The organism is Hymenobacter sp. PAMC 26628 (assembly GCF_001562275.1).
Taxonomy (GTDB): Bacteria; Bacteroidota; Bacteroidia; order Cytophagales; family Hymenobacteraceae; genus Hymenobacter.
In genome coordinates, this window is sequence record NZ_CP014304.1 from 3,630,849 (window position 1) to 3,648,185 (window position 17,337).

The following is a 17,337-nucleotide window of genomic DNA, read 5'->3' on the forward strand; positions in this document are numbered from 1 at the left end:
GCCGCGCATACAATGAACCGATTCACGTTATCCGGCGCAGGCGCCGCGCTGCTGGTACTGGGGGCCCTGGCCGAAGCCAGGGCCCAAAAGGCCGAGCCCGTGCGCGTCATCAAAGACGCCAAGGCCAAGAAAGTCGACGTGTTCGTGGGCGGCAAGCTGTTCACCAGCCTGCTGTACCCCGACTCGCTGGAAAAGCCGGTGCTGTACCCGCTGCGCGCCGCCAACGGCACGGTCGTCACCCGGGGCTTTCCGCTCGACCCGAGGCCCGGCGACCCCACCGACCACCCGCACCACATCGGCACGTGGTTCAACTTTGAGAACGTCAACGGGCTGGATTTCTGGAACAACTCCTACGCCATTCCGAAGGAGAAAAAGGGCAGCTACGGCTGGATCAAGACCGACCGAATTCTGACCACCACCAGCGGCCCCACCGGCGTGCTGGCCTACCACGCCAACTGGACCAACCAGAAAAACGAGGTGCTGCTGGAAGAAACCACGCGCTTCGAGTTCAGCGGCACGGGCCGGGCGCGCACCATTGACCGGGTCACCACGCTGAAATCGGACATGGACGTGACCTTTACCGACGCCAAGGATGGGCTTCTCGGCCTGCGCCTAGCCCACGAGTTGCAAATGCCGTCGGATAAGGATGAAAAATTCACCGACAGCAAAGGCATCGTGACCGTGGTGAAGGCCGGTACCGACCACACCGCCAACGGCAACTACCTGACCAGCGCCGGCAAGCGCGGCAACGACGCGTGGAGTACGCGCGGCGTGTGGTGCAAAGTGTACGGCAAAATGGGCGCCGACTCGGTCAGCATCGCCATCCTCGACCACCCCAAAAACCCGAACTACCCGACCTTCTGGCACGCCCGCGGCTACGGCCTGTTTGCCGCCAACCCACTGGGTGAAAAGGTATTCACGGAAGGTAAAGCCGCTAAAAACCTGACGCTCAAAAAGGGCGAGTCCGTCACGTTCCGCTACCGCATCCTCATCGACGAGGGCCCCCAAACGCTGTCGACCAAGCAGCTGAACGCCGCCGCGGCGGACTTTGCCAAGCGCAGCGTTGCCAGCAAATAACCGTGGGGCCCCACGGGCAGTCAATCCTTATTCAGAATAGTAAACGTGCGACAGCTCGCGATTTTATTTGGGCTTCTGGTTGGGCTGGGGGCCCCACGCGGGGCGTGCGCGCAGCAGCCGGCCAACGCCCGGCTCACCTTCAACCACACCGCCGTGTGCGTGCGCGACCTGGGCAAGAGTGTGGCATTTTACCACAACGTGCTGGGGCTGGAGGAGCTGCCCAACCCGTTCAACGACGGCGTGCACGCCTGGTTCCGGGTGGGGCCGGGGTTGCAGCTGCACGTCATCCAGCGCGGCTGCACCGCCGGGTCCGACAAGAATGTGCACACCTGCTTCAGCGTGGGGTCGCTGGCGGCGTTCACGCGCCACCTCGACGCGCTGGGTACGGCGTACACCAACCTAAAGGGCGACGGCAAGGAGCCCACTTTGCGCATCGATGGCGTGCGGCAGGTTTACCTGCAAGATCCTGACGGCTATTGGATTGAAATTAACGACGCCAAGTAGCGCAGCATTGCCAGGGCCCCCGGGCACAAAAAAACCGGCCGCGTGTGCGGCCGGTTTTTTTGTGCCCGGGGGCCCTGGCTTAGCGGCCAAAGTCGTCCTGCACGCGGATGATGTCGTCCTCGTCGGAGGGCTGATCGGCATCGGTGTGCTGCCAAATCTCGGCCACGATGCCCCAGCCGTCGAGGCCGATGAGGCGGTGGCGCTCGCCCTGTTTTAGGGTGATTTGCTCGCCGGGGCCGTAGTGGTTCGGCTCGTTTTGCTCGTCGGTTTCGCTGGTGGCCACGGCGATGGGGCCCTGCACCACGCGCCATATTTCGGCGCGGCGGTGGTGGTACTGCCACGAGAGGCGCTGCAAGGGCGCCACGATGAGAATTTTGGGGCTGAGCTTGCCCGAAATCTTCAGGCCTTCGATGGAAAGGCCGTCGAAGTACGTGTCGGCAAACTGCTGGGCCTGGGTTTCGTCGATCACGAAGAAGCCGCCCCAGGGGCGCGTTTCGTCCTGTTTGTCGATGCCGAAGCCTTCGCCGCGCAGGCGCTGGGCTACTTCCTCGAACACGAGGTGCTTTTGGGGGTCGGGGGTACTCATGAAGGAAAGAAAAAGGGTGAAAGAAGACGCAAAAAAACGGGCCGCTTGCCCGCGCCATGCGCGGGCAAGCGGCCCGTAAAGATGGGAGGAATTCTTACCAGAACACCGAGTACAGGGCTACTACGATGCCCAGCACCAGCAGGGCCCCCGCCGTGAAGGTGGCGTTGGGCCGGAACATCGACGTATCAACCTCCAGGCCGCCGGTGCGGGTGGTGCGGCGGCTCTCAATCAGGCTGATGGTGACCATGCCCACGATGCAGAAGATGAACACGAACCCCATGCGGTCGAGGAAGGGAATCTCGTACACCCCGTTCACCGGCACGGCGAAGCCAAACGGTGCCAGGAACGACAAGTTGACGTAATCCGGCAGGAATTTAAAGATCACCGACAGCAAAAAGCCCCCGATGGTGGCAAACATGGCCGCCGTGGAAGTGGCCTTTTTCCAGAAGAAGCCCAGGATGAACATGGCAAAAATGCCCGGCGACACAAAGCCCGTGTACTCCTGGATGTAGGTAAAGCCGCCTTTCTTGTCGATGCCCAGGTGCGGGGCAATGAGGGCCCCCAGGATCATGGCCACCACAACGGCGATTTTGCCGGTATTCACCAGCGTCTTCTCCGAGGCATTGGGGTTGATGGCTTTCTTGTAGATATCGAGCGTGAAGATGGTGGCAATGGAGTTGGCCTTGCCGGCCAGCGAGGCTACCACGGCCGCCGTGAGGGCCGCAAACGAGAGGCCCTTGAGGCCCGACGGCAAGATGTTGAGCAGCACCGGGTACGCGCGGTCGGGGTTGATTTCGCCCCCCTGCATGAATTCGCCGGAGCCGAACACGTTTTGCTTGTACAGGATGTAGGCCGCGATGCCCGGCAGCACCACGATGATGGGCATCATGAGCTTGAGAAAGGCCGCGAACAAGATGCCGCCGCGGGCCGTGGGCAGGTCGGCGCCCAGCGCCCGCTGCGTGATGTACTGGTTGCAGCCCCAGTAGTTGAGGTTCACGATCCAGAGGCCCCCGAGCAGCACGGTCATGCCCGGCAGGTCAATGTAGCTCGGGTTGTCGCGCTTCAGAATCATGTGGAAGTGGTCGTTGGCGTGGGTATACATCAGGTGCAGGCCGTTGAAGACGCCCGTGGTGCCGTAGTGCTTCGATACTAGGTTGACGGCCAGGTAGGTGGTGGCCAGACCGCCCAGAATGAGGAAGAACACCTGGATAACGTCGGTGTAGCCAATCACTTTCATGCCGCCCAGCGTGATGATGACGGCGAAAAACGCCATGGCGTACATGCACACGTTGAGGTTGATGCCCGATATGGTGCTGGCCGCAATGGCCCCGAGGTAGAGGATGGAGGTCAGGTTGACAATCACGTAGAGCAGCAGCCAGAAAACGGCCATGATCATGGCCACGGTGCCGTTGTAGCGCTGGTGCAGAAACTGCGGCATGGTGAAAATCCGGTTTTTGAGGTACACCGGAATAAAGAACACCGCCACCACCACGAGCGTGATGGCCGCCATCCACTCGTAGGCCGCGATGGCCAGGCCCATCTTGAAGCCCGAGCCCGACATGGCCACGAACTGCTCGGCCGAAATGTTGCTGGCAATCAGCGACGAGCCAATGGCCCACCACGTGAGCGAGCCTTCGGCCAGGAAGTAGTCTTTCGAACCGCTGGATTCGGACTTTTTGCGCTGGTAAATCCACAGTCCGTAGCCCGAAACGACGGCGAAGTAGATGAGAAAGACGACGTAATCCGCCGTGGAGAGTTGGTGTTGCTGCATATAAAAGTGGGTGGGGCGGCCCGCGCGGGCGGTGGGGTGGGACGAAACGAAAACCAAAGACGCGCAAGTGCAGCCCGTTTTGGCTACTTCGCCCGCCATCTAAAAGGCGAAGGTGCTCAAATTTTGTAAGAATCCTCCCAAAAACCGGTATTTTTCTCGCACTTTACGCGGCAAACGTTTTTGATAGCTTGCTCATTCTTCAGGGCCCCCGGGGCCCTAAAACAGCACCGCCACCTGCATGCGCCCGGTGTGCACCGCGTTGAGGCCGTTGGCTTTGCGGCCGTCGTAGGCCAGCGTCAGGTTCAGGCCGTTGCTCAGGCGCTGCTCCACGTTCAGGTTCCAGGTGAAGTTGGCGCCGGCGCGCAGGGCGTTGAGAATTTCGATGCCCACGGCCGAGGTGGGGTCGCCGTCGAAGGCCACGCGGGTGAAGCGGGTGGCCGCCGTGAGGGTGCGCTTGCTGACCTGGCTGACGCGGGTTTCGAGGCCCAGCTCGTCGAATACGCCGGCCGTGCCGAAGTACATGTCGTCGCGCACGTTGCGGCGGCTGGTGCGCAGGTAGGTGGCGGTGAGGCGCAGGGCGGGCGAGGGCTGGTAGCTGATTTCGGGCTGCACGGCGTAGTTCAGCAGGCGGAAGTTGCGGCTGGTGGTGGCCGTGGTGAGGTAGTCGCTCTGGGCCTCGCGGATGTCGCGCGTGAGGGTGAGGCGCCCGGTGATGAACTGGGCCAGCGTGCGGCGCACCAGCAGGCTCTGGGTGGCCAGGTTGCGCAGGTCAAACCCCTGGGTGAGCAGCGTTTTCTGCTGCGTTTGCTGCACCGTGAACTCGGCCCCAAAAATGGGATTGGAGCGGTTGAAGTACACCGTGTTGCGCAGCAACTGATTGAAAGCCAGCAGCTGGTCGTCCTGGGGCCCGTAGCCGAAGGGGCTCAGGCGCTGGCCCAGGTTGGGGTTGGCGGTGCGGCGGTCCACGGTTACGCTGCTGAGGGTGGCGAAGCGCGAGGCCACGGCCCGCCAGCCGCCGGCCTCGCGCCAGCCCCGCGGGGCCCCGGTGGTGAGGCGGTAGCTGAGGCGGTTGGTGAAGGCGGTGAGGTAGTCGGCGGTGGGCAGGTACACCTTGATGTAGGTGCGGTACTGAGCATCGGCCGTTTGGGCCTCAAAGAACTCGTTTTTCTGCTGGATACCGTCCTTGTTCACGTCCACGTAGTAGTGGGTGCCCTGGCCGGCGGGCACGGCCAGGTAGGAGTAGTCGCGGCGCAGCTCGCGGCCGGTGGCCACGCTGTAGCTCAGCTCCGAGCGCACCTGGTTCTGGAACAGGCCCACGTTGTAGTCGATTTTGCCCAGCGCCGTGCGGCTCAGGGCGCTGTCGCGCTGGGCCAGGCTGCGGTAGGTGGCCACAATGCGCAGGTCTTGCGTTTTGCCGGGGCGGGCGGCCAGGCTGCCCTGCCAGGTTTGGGCGGCGCTGCGCTCGGCCAGGGCCCGGCGGTCGGCGGTGGGGCCCTGGTCGCGGCGGTAGCTGTAGTCGAGCCGGAACTTGGTGCGGGCCGAGTCGCGGCTTTGCAGGAACACGTTGTGTTCGTCGAAGTAATTGACCGTGCTGGTGCTGTCGCCGCCGGGCAGGGCCACCCGGTTTTTATCGAAGCGATAGGCGTAGCCCGGCACCAGGGCCCCGCCCACGTAGCGGGCCGTGCCCTCGCCCCGTGCCCAGCTGGAGTGGAAGCGCCCGGCATCGGAGCTCAGCAAAAACAGCGAGCCGCGCAGCTCCAGGCCCCCAAACTTTTGGGCCCCATCCAGCCAGTGCTGGATGCCATTCACCTCGCCCGGCCGGTAGCGCTTGCTGAGGCGGTAGCTGAAATTGTTGTTCACGTTTTTGGCCAGCCCCACGCTAAAGTTCAGGATATTGTCCTCGCGCGGCACGCCGCCCACGGCGTTGCCCTGCACGGTGCTGGCCGTGCTCCAGTTGCGGTCGAACTCGATGTCGCGGTAGCGGTCAATCGGCGCGAAGCGGGGGGCCGTGTACTCGTAGTCGAGGGCCGAGCGCACGCGGTAGTCGCGCAGGCCGGGCAGGTTCAGGCGGCGGTCCTGCACCACGTAGCCCACGTGCACGGCCCCGCCGCGGTCGCTCTCGGGCGAGAAGCGGTTGCGGTCGAGCCGCGAGGTGGCCGCGTCCACGAACACGGTGGCCCCGCGCGCCACCTCGTAGCTGGCCCCGGCGCTCACCAGCTGCTTGAGCTGGGGCGTGGGCAGGCGGCGCACGGGCTGGTAGCGCCCCTGGCGCACGCCGCCCACGGGCGCCACGTACTCGTACACGCGCCCGTTGGCGGCCACAAACCGGGTGCTGGCCACGTAGTCGCCGTTGCCCGGGCCGAGGTCGGTGAAGCGCACCGTGTACACGCCGCGCACCGAATCAATCGGCGAGGTGGCCCCCACGTAGGTGAACACGGCCACCGGCGCCAGGGCCCCGGGCGGCCGCACCACGTCGCGGTGGTACTGCACGATGGTGCGGTTGAAGGCCGCGGAGTCGGCGCCGGGCGCGTCCACGGCGGCCACGTTGCCGGCGGCGCGCAGGCGCAGGCGGTCGGTGGGGCTCAGCTCCAGGTTGGCGGCGTTGTCGGGGTTGTCGGCCTCCTGGTAGTAGTTGGCGTGCAGGCTCAGCCGGCCCACTTGCTGGTAGTGGCTCAGGGCGTAGAGCGAGCGGGAATAGTTGAGGTCGGAGTACTCGAAGTCAATCTTAATCCGCGAGTTGCGGGTGATGAGGTGGCGCGGTGTGAAGGTTACCTCGGCCAGGTTGTAGTCGATGGTGTAGTCAGCGTCGTAGCCCCGCACCTGCAAGCGGCCGTCGAGGTACACGCGCTCCGAGTTGGCCAGCACGATGATGTACTGCTCGCCGTTGGGCCCCGTGAGGCGGTAGGGCCCCTGCACGTTTTCGAGCGGCGCCACGGTGAGGCTGGCAAACTTGCCCTTGGCCACCCCGCCCGCCACGGCCGTCGACGACTGCCAGGCCCGGCCCTTGGCCGTGCGCCCGCTTGCCGTGGCGGTGGCCCCCGCCAGCGGCACCTGGCGGTTGGGGTCGGCCAGCTGGGGCTGGGCGATGGCGGCGGGGTTGAGGGTGGGCACCGCGCCCCCCGGGGCCACCGGCAGCTGCCCGGCCTGGCCGTTCAAGAACACCGTGTTGGCCACGCCCTGGGCCGCGGGGCCGCTCACGAGGCCCGGCAGCGGGGGCCCAAAATTGGCCTCCAGCGCTGCGCCCTGGATGTTTTTGTAGTAGCGCAGGAAGTAGTCGGGCTTGTTGCGCAGCACCACGTCGCCGGCCGTGAGGCTGCCCTGCTGGCTGGTAAGGGTGATGTAAATCTTGTCGAACTGCTGGAGCTGCTGGGTGTTGCCCTCGGGCTGGAACGGCACGTTCTGGTCCGAAATGGCCGCCGTGAGGTGGATGCCATCCGTGAGCTGGCCTTCCAATTGCAGGTTCAGGGCCGAGTTCACGAACACGTTCTGGGTGTTGCCGAAGCTGATGCCCCGCGCCAGGTTGCCGGTTTTGCTGATGCCCGGCGTGTTGAGGATCTGCTCCTTCACCGAAAAGTCCTCGTAGCCAATGGGGGCCCGGCGGAAGTCCAGGCTGTCCATCAGCCGCAGGGGCCGGCGGTAGCGGGCTGCCTCCAGCCGCAGCGGCAGCACCCGGTAGCAGAGCAGCACCGAATCGGGCCGGGGGGCCCCGGCGCTGTCGCGCGGGGCGGGGCGCACCCAGCGGTAGCGGCCAGTGCGGGCGTCGTAGGGCACGGCGCGGCCGTCGGCGGCCGTCACCGAGGCGGGCACCACGGTCAATGTGTCGGCCAGGGCAAAGTCGGTGGTGTCGCGGCCCGGGGCCAGGCGCAGGTAGCGGCAGCGGCGGGTGTTGGGCGGCGGCAGCGCCGTGGTGGCCGGCCGCGGGGCCCCCACGGCGGGCACGGCGGTGGCTGGTGCGCCCAGGGCCGGCGCGGCCGCGGGCGCCACCGGGGCCCCGGGCACGGCCGGTTTTTCCTGGGCCCGGGCCCCCAGGGCGCTCAGCACCGCCCACGCCGCCACGAGCAGGCCCAGCCAGGGAAAGCGCAAGCGGTACAGGTGGGCCATGCAGTAAAGGTCGGAACGCGGCCGTAACGCCGCGGGGCCCCGTTTCGTGTCATCCGGCGCCGCGGGGTTAGGGGCCCCGCGCCGGCCCGCCCCGCGGGGTTTCCCCTGCGGCACGGGTTAGGGCGCCTTCCGCAGGGGCAATAAGTCGCTCGGAGGGAGTTATTTCCCCTTCGGAGGGGCCCGTAAGTCGCTCGGAGGGAGTTATTGCCCCTTCGGAGGCCCCCGTAAGTCGCTCGGAGGGAGTTATTGCCCCTTCGGAGGGGCCCGTAAGTCGTTCCGGGGGGGCAAAAGCTCGTTCCGCAGGCGCAATAACTCCTGCCGAACGACTTACGGGGCCCCGGGCGGGCACAAAAAATGGCTCCGAACGGGCAATAAGCCGTTCGGAGCCAGTAAAAGGCAGGGCAGCGCTGCGTTTTGGCAGAGAAAAACGGCTTAGGCGGCGGGGACGGCCTTTTTGGGCGGCCGGCCGGGGAAGCGCTGGCTCAAATCGTCGTAGGCGAGCTGGGCCCCGGGCTGCTTCTGCTAGGCCAGGAAGCGGATGTTCTGGTACACGGGCGAGGCCTGGGTCATGCCTTCCGAGCCGGCCAGCATCACGGTGCTGCCCAGGTCGAGGGCCAGCTGGGCGGCAAACTGCTCCACGGGGGCCAGGTCGGTGGCGGTGCCCACGTCCTGCTTCAGCTCGTCAAAATCGACGAAGGCCGGCACAAAAGCCGGCGAGTTGGCGGCGTAGTCGAGCAGCTTCGTCATGAAGCCCACGGACTTGTCGCCCATTTTCACCATGTTCTTGCGCTCGTCGGGCGTGAGTGGGTGCAGGTAGGGTTCGAGCAGGGCCCGGGCCTGCTTGAGCAGGTCGAGGGCCTGCGCCAAATCGGCGGGCGGGATGGCGGCGGTAACGCGGTTGGACATCGGATACTAAAAATAAAGGAAGGAATAACGTGCCGGGGGCCCCGGCTGCCGGGCCCCCGGCCCGGCCAGCCGGCCGGGCCCCCAAAGATGTCTTTTTTTCGCCTAATCCGCGCCGCGGCTTCAGCCCGCCAGCGGCAGCTCGATGAAAAACTGCGTGCCCTCCCCCACCACCGTCTCGAACCAGATGCGGCCCCCGGCGCTCTCGATGCCGCGCTTGGCCACGGCCAGCCCGATGCCCGAGCCGCTTTCCTTGGTGGTGAAGTTGGGCACGAACACCTTGGCGCGCACGTCGTCGGCGATGCCCGTGCCGTTGTCGGCGATGGTGATGAGCACCTTGTGGGGGCCCTCGGCGCGCAGGGCCACGGTTTGGCGGGGCGGCCGGCCGGGCGGCACGGCCTGCTTGGCGTTCAGCAGCAAGTTATTGAAGGTGCGCACCAGCAGGCTCTCGTCGGCAAACACCGTGAAGCTGCCGTCGGGCGGCAGCTCCAGGCGCAGTTCGCCGTCGTCGTCGCCATCGCTATGCCGGAACAAATCGGCCGATTGCCGCAGCACGGCCCCCACGTCCAGGCGCTCGGGGCGCATGGCGGGCAGGTTGGTGAAGGTGCTGAACGAGGTGGCAATGTCACTCAGCACGTCCACCTGCGTGATGAGCGTCTGGCTGATGCGGCCGATGAGCTCCTCGGCGTTGGGGCGGCGCTCGGCAATGGCCTTCTGCAAAAATTGCAGGCTGAGCTTCATCGGCGTGAGCGGGTTCTTGATTTCGTGGGCCACCTGGCGGGCCATTTCGCGCCAGGCCACTTCTTTTTCCTGGGCGGCCAGCTCGCGGCGGCTGGCTTCGAGCTTGCCGATCATGGCGTTGTACTCGCGCACGAGCAGGCCAATCTCGTCGTCGCTGCTGCGGTACGGAATCGGCTCGTTCTCGCCCGTGAGGGTGGTGCGCATGAGCCGCTCGGTGATGCGCTTGAGCGGCGCCGTGAGCTGGCGCGCCGCCACAAAGGCCAGCCCCAGAAACAACAAAAACATGAGCGTCACGATGTTGATTAGCGTCGTGAACAGCCCCGTAAGCTTAGTGTCTAGGTTTTTAGCCGAGTCGAAAAACGGGATGCCCACGTAGCCCACGATGGGGCCCGCCGCGTCGTCGGGCAGCAGCTCGTCGTCGGCCAGCACGCGGCGCCGGGCCCCGGCCAGCGGGTAGCCGGCGCTGTCGGCCACCTCGCCCGCGCTGGCCCGCACCGGCAGGTACAGGGCCGTGAAGGCCAGCGAGCCGGCCTGCTCCGTCAGCAGCGCCCGTGGGGCCCCGCGCTCGCGCAGCGTGGCCACGGCCTCGGGGTTCAGCAGGGGCCCCAGCAGCCCGGCCTCGAAAATGAGGGGCTGGCTGCTGGCCAGCAGCTCGCCGCGGGCGTTGTAAAGGTTGACGTCGGTTTCGGTGAGGGCGGCCACGTTGCGGGCCAATTCGGCCAGCACGGGCCGGGCCGTGGAGTCGGCCAGCAGGCGGCGCTGAACGCGCACGCTGTTCAGGGCCAGGCGCCCGCGCCGCTCGTAGGTGCGAATCAGGTCGAGGCGGTAGGAGGCGATGAGCTGGCTGGCCGTGGCGATGCTCACCACCAGCAGCGGCACCACAATGCCCACGTTCAGCAGCAGCTGGATGCGCCCGCTGAAATTGAGCCGCAGCCGGGCCCCCGCGCGCCGGCGCAGCAGCAGCCCCGCCCCGCCCAGCACCAGCCAAAACACCGCCGACAGCAAAAACTGAAACGAGAAGTTGGCCAGCCCGTCGGCCAGCGAGTAGCGGGCGGTGGTCATCACCACGGTCCGCTGCCGGGCCCCGCGCACGGCCAGGTGCTGGAAGCCGCCCAGCTCCAGGCCGTTGGCGTACAGGGCGGGGTCGCGCAGGCGGGTGGCGGGCAGGCGGTTGGCGTAGTCAAACTCGCCCTCGCTGTACACGAGGCGGCCGTGGTCGTAGCCGGCGTAGCTGAACTGGCTCACCACGCTGGATTGAAAGAACTTCTGGTCGACGAGTAGCTCGGGCAGCACGCTGTACGACGACAGCTTTTTCAGCGTCAAGTCGACCCGCACCGCGCCCAGCGCCGGCCCGGCCCGGCCCGGCCCGGGCCCCCCCACCGCGGCCAGCGCCACGTAGTGCCGCGAGCTGAACGAGTTGTCGGAGCGCAGCAGGTACACACCGCGCTGGTCGGTGCGGGTGGCGTTGCGCCGGATGGCCCGCCGGATATTGGCCAGGCTGGGGGCCCCGGCCGGGGCGTCGAGCGGCTGGCCGGCTGCGTCGTACAGCGTCACCTGGCTCTCGTACTTGTCGAAGTAATCGCCCAGGTACTGGCGGTCCACGCGCCGCTCGGCGTCGCCCGCTTGGCCAAACGCACCCGTCAGCGCCTGCCGCACAAACGGGTCGTCCGCAATTTTATGGATGCGCTCCTCCAGCAAAAATTCCCCCTGGAAGTCGTTGTCCACCAGCAAGCTGCTGGCCAGGCGCTGCTTGTCGGCCAGCAGCTGCTGCTCGAACTGCTGGTGCAGCACCAGGGCCCCGGTGGCGGCGGCCAGGGCCCCCAGCAGCACGCCCAGGGCCCCCAATTGGTAGCCGCCCAGGGCCCCGGCGCGCAGCCGCGCCAGCCGCACCAGCGCCCCAAAAGTGGCCAGCACGCCCAGCAGCTGCCACTGAACCGAATCTGTGGCCACCCCCAGGGCTAGCACTACCGCCGCCGTACCGGCCGTGGCGGGCAGCAAAAACGATTCGGACACGTGCCGCATAACCGCGTCGGCGAGCTGCGTGAGTAGGAAGAACCCAATCAAATAAGCCCCCGTCTGCACCACCAGGCCCAGGGCCAGGGCCAGGCGAAACCCAGTCACGGGCAGGCCGCGCGTCACGTCCAGGCTCAGCTGGCTGCTGTTCAGCATGTCGGTGTAGGTGCCGTAGAGCAGTTGCAGCAGGGTCCAAAACAGGAATATGACTCCGGCAATGACCACCACCTGCCCCCGCAGGGTGCGCGGGGCGCGCACCCGCGCCGCCACCCTCCCCCGCACCCACAGCACGCCCACCGCCCCCGCCGCCCCAAAAGCCAGCACCGCGTTCAGCAGCAAATCGCCCAGCGAGGGCGACAGCCGCGAAGCGGCGTACACCCGCGGGTCGAACAGCGGCAGCTCAATGAGAGAAAATGGCAGCCCCCAGTACAGCAGGGCCCCGCGCAGCAGCAGCAGCGGCCCAACCAGCACGGCCAGGGCCGCCCCCTGGCGCCCAGCCCGCCAGTAGCGCAGCGCCAGCCACGCCCACCCGGCTACATAGCACAGCATGCCCAGCAGCAGTAGCGCCAGCGGCGCGTACTGGCCCGTGAGCCGGTACGGCGCCTGCTGCTGGATGGAAAACAGGTACCGCCCGTTCTGGTCCCGGAACGCCGGCAGCTGCCGGTTCACGCTGTCAAGCGCCACCCGCAGGCGCAGTCCCTGGAACACGTCGGCGCCGCCGCCCTCCCGCAGGTAGCGGTTGCTGATGCCGTAGTGGCGCTCCAGCGGCACGTAGGCCAGCACCTGCCAGCTGCCCACGCGGCGGCGCACCAGCAAAAATTGCCCAAACGTGGTTTGTACCGCCGTCTCCGGTGGGGCCCCTACCAAATCATCCGGGTTGGGGCGCAGCGCCGCCGACGACCAATAGCGCAGCTTCCCGTTCTGAAAAACGAACGTCGGGTAATACGTTTGGCGCAGAAGCCGGGCATAGCTATAGCTGCCACGCTGCACCTGGGCAACCACTGTATCGGCGTCGCGGCCGGCCACGGTCTCGGCGGCGCGCACCAACTGGTGCAAGCGGCGCAGATCGGTGCGGCGCACCACGCCCGGCAACTGCCCGTAGCGGCTGGCCAAAAAGCCACCCGCAAAGCATACCACCGCCAGCACCAACAGCGCCACCGGGCCCGGGCGCAGGGCAGCCAACAATTTTCTCACGGGCGAAGGGCTGGTACGAAACGCATTTTCAACAAAAATGCCGCCAATTGGCGGCATTCTCGCAAAACTGTTTCAATACTGTAGCGGCCCACGGCCCAAGTCGGTTACGCTTTGGTAGGCTTTGGGTGGGTGCGCCGGTACCAGAAGTAGCCCACGGCGCCCATTAGCAAATAGGGCACAGTCATCATGTACACGATGCCTTTATTGAGGCCCGTCACGTCATAATCGTCGCGCTCAGCCTTGGCCGCTTCTACCTGGGCTTTGCACATAATGCACTGGGCCCCGGCCACCAGCGGTGCCAGGCCCAACATAAAGGCCAGCGCCAGCGCTGCCACTCCCCGGAAAAATGCTTTCGTTTTCATATGAATCACCAACAGGTTTTTAGGAAGAAAGTTTCCGCTGCGCCCGGGCCCCGGGGCCCGGCTTCAGGTATAGTACGGGGCAATGAGAAAGTACACCACCACGCCCGTAACCGACACGTACAGCCACACCGGAAACGTCCACCGGGCAATGGCCTTGTGCTTGGTGTACTGGCCCGTCAGGGCAAAATACAGGGTAAACAGTACCAGGCCCACCGTTACTACCGCTAGGCTGATGTGGGTGAGCAGCAAGAAGAAGTACGCGTAACGCACTGCCCCCACGCCGCCAAACTTGGTGCTGTCCACCTGCGAATGGTAGGCCACGTACGACAATAAAAACAGGGCCCCCAGCCCAAAGGCCGTGCCCATGGCGGCGCGGTGCGCCAACACATTTTTTTGCTTAATAAAATAGAACCCAACCAGCAGTGCCACCGCCGTCAATGAATTCAGTCCCGCGTTCACTGCGGGCAAAAACTTCACTTGGGCTCCCGGAATGCGGAACAGGTTTGGAAACGAGAACAGCACGGCCACCAGCAGCGGCACTACTACGCCCAAGGTGCCCAGAATTATTTTGTAGCGTGCGTAGTCGCCAGCGGGCAGCACGGGCGGGTGCAGTTGGTCAGTGGGAGTGGGCATATTCGTAAAGTTGCACGTTAATTTCGGTGAGCAGCCGGTCAATTTCCCGGGGCTTGGTGCCGTCGTAAACGCCCCGCACCCGGCGGTCCCGGTCAATCAACAACAACGTACCGGGCGGGAGGTTAGGTCCCACCATGGGCGGCAACTGGTGCGGCTGTGCGGCGCGGCCCAGTTCCTGCTGCGCCACCTGTTTCAGCGCGTCGGCTGCCCCCGTCGCAAACGTCCACTTGCCGGCGATGGTACCGTATTGCTCGGCCAATTGGGCCAACGTGGCGGCCGGCGAGGGCCCCGGTTCCAGCACAATTGACACTATGCGCACCAGCGGTTCCTGCCGAAATTTTTCCTGCACTTGCAGCAGCTCGCGCGCCACGCGGGCACTAGTTTCATCGGGGCCAAATAATTGCGCTACCCACATGCCCCGGCCGAGGCTTTGGCTGGTCAATTCACGCCCGTTGGAAGCTAGCAGCTGAAACGGCTGGATTTGGTGAAAAACAGTATCGCGCTGCCACTTACCACCAACCTGCGTCGAATCTACGCGGTCGGGCAGGTAAGTTGGCAGCGCGTAACGATTAGCGCCAAAGCGGTACAGGAATAAAAAGGCCAGTACCGGCACCAGCAGCAGAAGGCCCAGCAACAGGGTTTGGCGGGGCCGCATTCGTTAGCTGAACATGTTGCTCAGCGTTTCGCCGATGAATGAACCTTCAGTGACCAAAGCAACCAGCAGCCACACTAGCAGCACGCTCGGCACCAAAATGGTCCAGATGAGGCCTTTTGTTTCGTGTTTCAAGTGCATAAACTCGCCCACGATGAAGAACGCCTTCAAGATGGTGAGACCGATCAGAATACTATTGCGCAGGGTGCGTATGCTCTGCGCCTCCATAGCAAACGTGACGGCGAACTCAACAGCTGTGATGCCAACTAGTACGAAAAATATTTTCCAAATCCCGCCCGTGTTGGGTTTGGCAATTTCGCCGGTAAAGGCGTGGTCGGGAGCAACGGGAGCAGACATAATATGCGAATAAGAGGAAGTGAATAATCTCAGCAACATAGGTGGTTGAGTAATGCTAGTCTCACAACCCTCTATGCGCTCAATTCACCATTAAACCAAGTAGAAGAAGGTGAAGACGAATACCCACACCAGGTCAACGAAGTGCCAATAAAGGCCAATCTTCTCTACCATTTCGTAATGGCCGCGTTTCTCAAAAGTGCCATTGGTAGTGGCAATGAAGCACCAGATGAGCAGGCACACCCCCGAAAACACGTGCGTGCCGTGAAAACCGGTAATAAAAAAGAACAAGTCAGCAAATAGTACGGGGCCGTACTGGTTCATCGACAAATTAGCGCCGTGGAACACCGTGCCATCGGCCATTAGCGTACCTTCTTCATGGCCGCGAATGAAGTGACCCCACTCCCAAGCTTGGCTCAACAAAAAGATTGTGCCGAAAAGAATGGTCCACAACAGCCACTTCTGCACATCTTTTTTATCCATGCGGTGGCCAGCTTCCACGGCCAGTACCATCGTCACGGAACTGAAGATAAGTATCATCGTCATCAACGCTACAAAGCCTAGGGGCACGTTGGCGTGGCCCATCCCGGGGAATGCGTTGAACACGTGGTCGGGAATCGGCCACCATTTTGAGCTGAAATGGAACGCCGATGCTTCGCCGGTAAACACTTCGTGTTTATGGCGAATCATGCCGTAAGTGGTCAGGAAGGCCCCAAACGTGAAAGCATCCGACAGCAGGAAGAACCACATCATCAGCTTGCCGTAGCTCGCCTTAAAAGGTTCGTTGCCACCGTCCCAGTTGCCAGTGCGGGGAGCGTCGAGGGTGGGGGCCGCAGTGGGCTGCAAGGTGGTAGTTTGGGCCATAGCGGACACAAATAGGGCGTTTTAGTGATTCAAAAGTAAGAACAAATACAGGTACAGCCAAAGGGCCCCCAAGAAGTGCCACAGGATGGAAGCATTGCCGATGGACAGTAACGCTCGCGAATGCACCTGATAGTTAAAGGTTCGACGCAACACAACTGCCAAGAAAATTAGCCCCGCTAACAAGTGGAAAGCGTGCATTCCCATAAGCACGTATACGAACGAGCCGGACACGTTGGCGTCTATACCACCGAAAAAAGTGCGGCTCGCCACCAAGTCGCCCCAGCAGAGCCACTGCCCTACCAAGAACACCAATCCGAGCCCCAAGGTGAGCGCCAAACCAATTTTAGCCCGGCCTATTTCATCTTTTTTAGCTGAACTATAGGCCCACTGCAAGGCAATGCTACTCAAGGCAATCACAATGGTATTGATGCCCATGATGGTGGGCAGGTCGAACTCGCGCCAGTTGCCTTCGTCGCGCCGCACGATAAAACCACTGGTGAGCGAGGCGAAAATCATGGTACTCGACACCATGAGCAAAATCAGCAGCACGCGTTTAGGGTGCCAGCCCAGGCCGACTTCCTTTTCTGAGAAGGTTTCGATGGGATTCATATGGTTGTTTGACGGATTGCTAAATGCGGCCGGCAACTGCGCCAGCAAGAGCAATTTGCCCTTGGGTATACAACAAGAAACTACTGTATTTTGTCCAACACCAACGCAATTTGTACGATGGGTAAATATAGAAAAGAGGCAAACATGATGCGTAGCGCCGCCTTACGATCCTGGGTGCGCATGAGCTGGAAAGTGAGCAGCAGAAACAGCACCCCGCATACCACAGCCACCCCCGCCGAAATCCGGCCGGCAATGTTGAATTCGAGCGGCAGCAGGCTCAGCGGGATGAGCAGTAGCGTATAAGTCATTATCTGAAAAGCCGTGCGCAAGTCGCGCTTCCCCGGCGAGGGCAGCATCTTAAACCCCGCCCGCTTGTAATCGTCATCGGCTACCCAAGCAATGGCCCAAAAGTGCGGAAACTGCCACATAAACTGAATACCAAACAGCACCCATGGCTGGGGCCCCATGGCCGCAAACGTGGCTGCGTGACCCATGCCCGCGACCCAGCCAATAAGCGGTGGCAACCCGCCCGGTATGGCCCCCACCGCCACACAAACAGGTGAAATCGTTTTCAGCGGCGTGTATACGAAACCGTACAGCACCAACGATAGCAGCGACAGCGCCGCCGTGAGGTAGTTGAACTGCAACGCCAGCAGTGCCAAGCCGGATACGCCCAATAGCACACAAAAAACCCACGCCTCGGCCGGTGAGATGATACCGAGCGGGATTGGCCGCTTAGCCGTGCGAGTCATCAGCTTGTCCAAGTCCTTCTCGTGAACTTGGTTAATGATGTTGGCCGCTCCCGTTACCAACAGCCCGCCCAGCATCACCAGCAGCACATTCGTCCAACGGAAATCCGATACCCGCAGCATATAGCCAATGGCGCTGGAAAACGCCACTGTGAGCGAGAGCCGGAATTTGAGCAGTTGAAAATAGGCGCGGGCCTTGATCATCCAGTACAATGACTACAAAA

The 17,337-nt window shown here is 63.7% G+C and carries 14 protein-coding genes; 2 read left to right on the top strand and 12 right to left on the bottom strand.

All coding sequences use genetic code 11. From position 1 onward, the window contains the following. Nucleotides 1-12: 12 nt before the first annotated feature. Together AXW84_RS15815 and AXW84_RS15820 are read left to right on the top strand one after the other, a co-directional pair. Nucleotides 13-1,077 (top strand): PmoA family protein, encoded by a 1,065-nt coding sequence (locus AXW84_RS15815; RefSeq protein WP_068235284.1) that lies wholly within the window; start codon nucleotides 13-15, stop codon nucleotides 1,075-1,077. A 45-nt stretch (nucleotides 1,078-1,122) separates the two neighbouring features. Then, on the top strand, nucleotides 1,123-1,581 hold the full coding sequence (locus AXW84_RS15820) for a VOC family protein (RefSeq protein WP_068235289.1): 459 nt from the start codon (nucleotides 1,123-1,125) through the stop codon (nucleotides 1,579-1,581). A 79-nt stretch (nucleotides 1,582-1,660) separates the two neighbouring features. On the opposite strand, the gene AXW84_RS15825 is transcribed toward AXW84_RS15820, so the two are convergent. From AXW84_RS15825 to cyoE, 12 genes are all read right to left on the bottom strand, one after another. Beyond that, nucleotides 1,661-2,167: a phosphoheptose isomerase gene (locus AXW84_RS15825; protein WP_068235292.1), complete on the bottom strand. Its 507-nt coding sequence runs from the start codon at nucleotides 2,165-2,167 to the stop codon at nucleotides 1,661-1,663. 94 nt (nucleotides 2,168-2,261) lie between these two features. After that, entirely contained in the window at nucleotides 2,262-3,938 is a 1,677-nt protein-coding gene (locus AXW84_RS15830) for a sodium/sugar symporter (protein WP_068239535.1), read from the bottom strand. Nucleotides 3,939-4,154: 216 nt separating this feature from the next. Then, complete coding sequence (locus AXW84_RS15835; protein WP_068235294.1) at nucleotides 4,155-8,039, bottom strand: hypothetical protein; 3,885 nt, start codon at nucleotides 8,037-8,039, stop codon at nucleotides 4,155-4,157. Between the two features lie 522 nt (nucleotides 8,040-8,561). Continuing rightward, nucleotides 8,562-8,945 (bottom strand): hypothetical protein, encoded by a 384-nt coding sequence (locus AXW84_RS15840; protein WP_068235297.1) that lies wholly within the window; start codon nucleotides 8,943-8,945, stop codon nucleotides 8,562-8,564. Nucleotides 8,946-9,065: 120 nt separating this feature from the next. Continuing rightward, nucleotides 9,066-12,890, bottom strand: a complete 3,825-nt coding sequence (locus AXW84_RS15845) for a sensor histidine kinase (protein ID WP_157887070.1) — start codon at nucleotides 12,888-12,890, stop codon at nucleotides 9,066-9,068. 104 nt (nucleotides 12,891-12,994) lie between these two features. Continuing rightward, entirely contained in the window at nucleotides 12,995-13,252 is a 258-nt protein-coding gene (locus AXW84_RS15850) for a hypothetical protein (RefSeq protein WP_068235303.1), read from the bottom strand. Between the two features lie 63 nt (nucleotides 13,253-13,315). Then, nucleotides 13,316-13,885 carry a DUF420 domain-containing protein gene (locus AXW84_RS15855; protein WP_082773937.1) on the bottom strand — a complete coding sequence of 190 codons (570 nt, stop codon included), beginning with the start codon at nucleotides 13,883-13,885 and terminating at the stop codon, nucleotides 13,316-13,318. Further along, complete coding sequence (locus AXW84_RS15860; RefSeq protein WP_068235307.1) at nucleotides 13,869-14,540, bottom strand: SCO family protein; 672 nt, start codon at nucleotides 14,538-14,540, stop codon at nucleotides 13,869-13,871. The genes AXW84_RS15855 and AXW84_RS15860 overlap by 17 nt, the downstream gene beginning before the upstream one ends. Before the next feature lie 3 nt (nucleotides 14,541-14,543). Beyond that, nucleotides 14,544-14,894 carry a cytochrome C oxidase subunit IV family protein gene (locus AXW84_RS15865; protein WP_068235316.1) on the bottom strand — a complete coding sequence of 117 codons (351 nt, stop codon included), beginning with the start codon at nucleotides 14,892-14,894 and terminating at the stop codon, nucleotides 14,544-14,546. A gap of 90 nt (nucleotides 14,895-14,984) precedes the next feature. Further along, nucleotides 14,985-15,755, bottom strand: a complete 771-nt coding sequence (locus AXW84_RS15870) for a cytochrome c oxidase subunit 3 (RefSeq protein WP_068235318.1) — start codon at nucleotides 15,753-15,755, stop codon at nucleotides 14,985-14,987. 21 nt (nucleotides 15,756-15,776) lie between these two features. Beyond that, nucleotides 15,777-16,364 carry a cytochrome c oxidase subunit 3 gene (locus tag AXW84_RS15875; protein ID WP_068239540.1) on the bottom strand — a complete coding sequence of 196 codons (588 nt, stop codon included), beginning with the start codon at nucleotides 16,362-16,364 and terminating at the stop codon, nucleotides 15,777-15,779. A gap of 80 nt (nucleotides 16,365-16,444) precedes the next feature. Further along, nucleotides 16,445-17,317 carry a heme o synthase gene (cyoE, locus tag AXW84_RS15880; protein WP_068235321.1) on the bottom strand — a complete coding sequence of 291 codons (873 nt, stop codon included), beginning with the start codon at nucleotides 17,315-17,317 and terminating at the stop codon, nucleotides 16,445-16,447. Nucleotides 17,318-17,337: the final 20 nt, after the last annotated feature.

Bases quoted from the DNA above. Each gene is read 5' to 3' on its own strand.
- AXW84_RS15815 (WP_068235284.1), top strand. From the start codon at position 13: ATGAACCGATTCACGTTATCCGGCGCAGGCGCCGCGCTGCTGGTACTG.
- AXW84_RS15825 (WP_068235292.1), bottom strand. From the start codon at position 2,167: ATGAGTACCCCCGACCCCCAAAAGCACCTCGTGTTCGAGGAAGTAGCC.
- AXW84_RS15830 (WP_068239535.1), bottom strand. From the start codon at position 3,938: ATGCAGCAACACCAACTCTCCACGGCGGATTACGTCGTCTTTCTCATC.
- AXW84_RS15835 (WP_068235294.1), bottom strand. From the start codon at position 8,039: ATGGCCCACCTGTACCGCTTGCGCTTTCCCTGGCTGGGCCTGCTCGTG.
- AXW84_RS15840 (WP_068235297.1), bottom strand. From the start codon at position 8,945: ATGTCCAACCGCGTTACCGCCGCCATCCCGCCCGCCGATTTGGCGCAG.
- AXW84_RS15850 (WP_068235303.1), bottom strand. From the start codon at position 13,252: ATGAAAACGAAAGCATTTTTCCGGGGAGTGGCAGCGCTGGCGCTGGCC.
- AXW84_RS15855 (WP_082773937.1), bottom strand. From the start codon at position 13,885: ATGCCCACTCCCACTGACCAACTGCACCCGCCCGTGCTGCCCGCTGGC.
- AXW84_RS15860 (WP_068235307.1), bottom strand. From the start codon at position 14,540: ATGCGGCCCCGCCAAACCCTGTTGCTGGGCCTTCTGCTGCTGGTGCCG.
- AXW84_RS15865 (WP_068235316.1), bottom strand. From the start codon at position 14,894: ATGTCTGCTCCCGTTGCTCCCGACCACGCCTTTACCGGCGAAATTGCC.
- AXW84_RS15870 (WP_068235318.1), bottom strand. From the start codon at position 15,755: ATGGCCCAAACTACCACCTTGCAGCCCACTGCGGCCCCCACCCTCGAC.
- AXW84_RS15875 (WP_068239540.1), bottom strand. From the start codon at position 16,364: ATGAATCCCATCGAAACCTTCTCAGAAAAGGAAGTCGGCCTGGGCTGG.
- cyoE (WP_068235321.1), bottom strand. From the start codon at position 17,317: ATGATCAAGGCCCGCGCCTATTTTCAACTGCTCAAATTCCGGCTCTCG.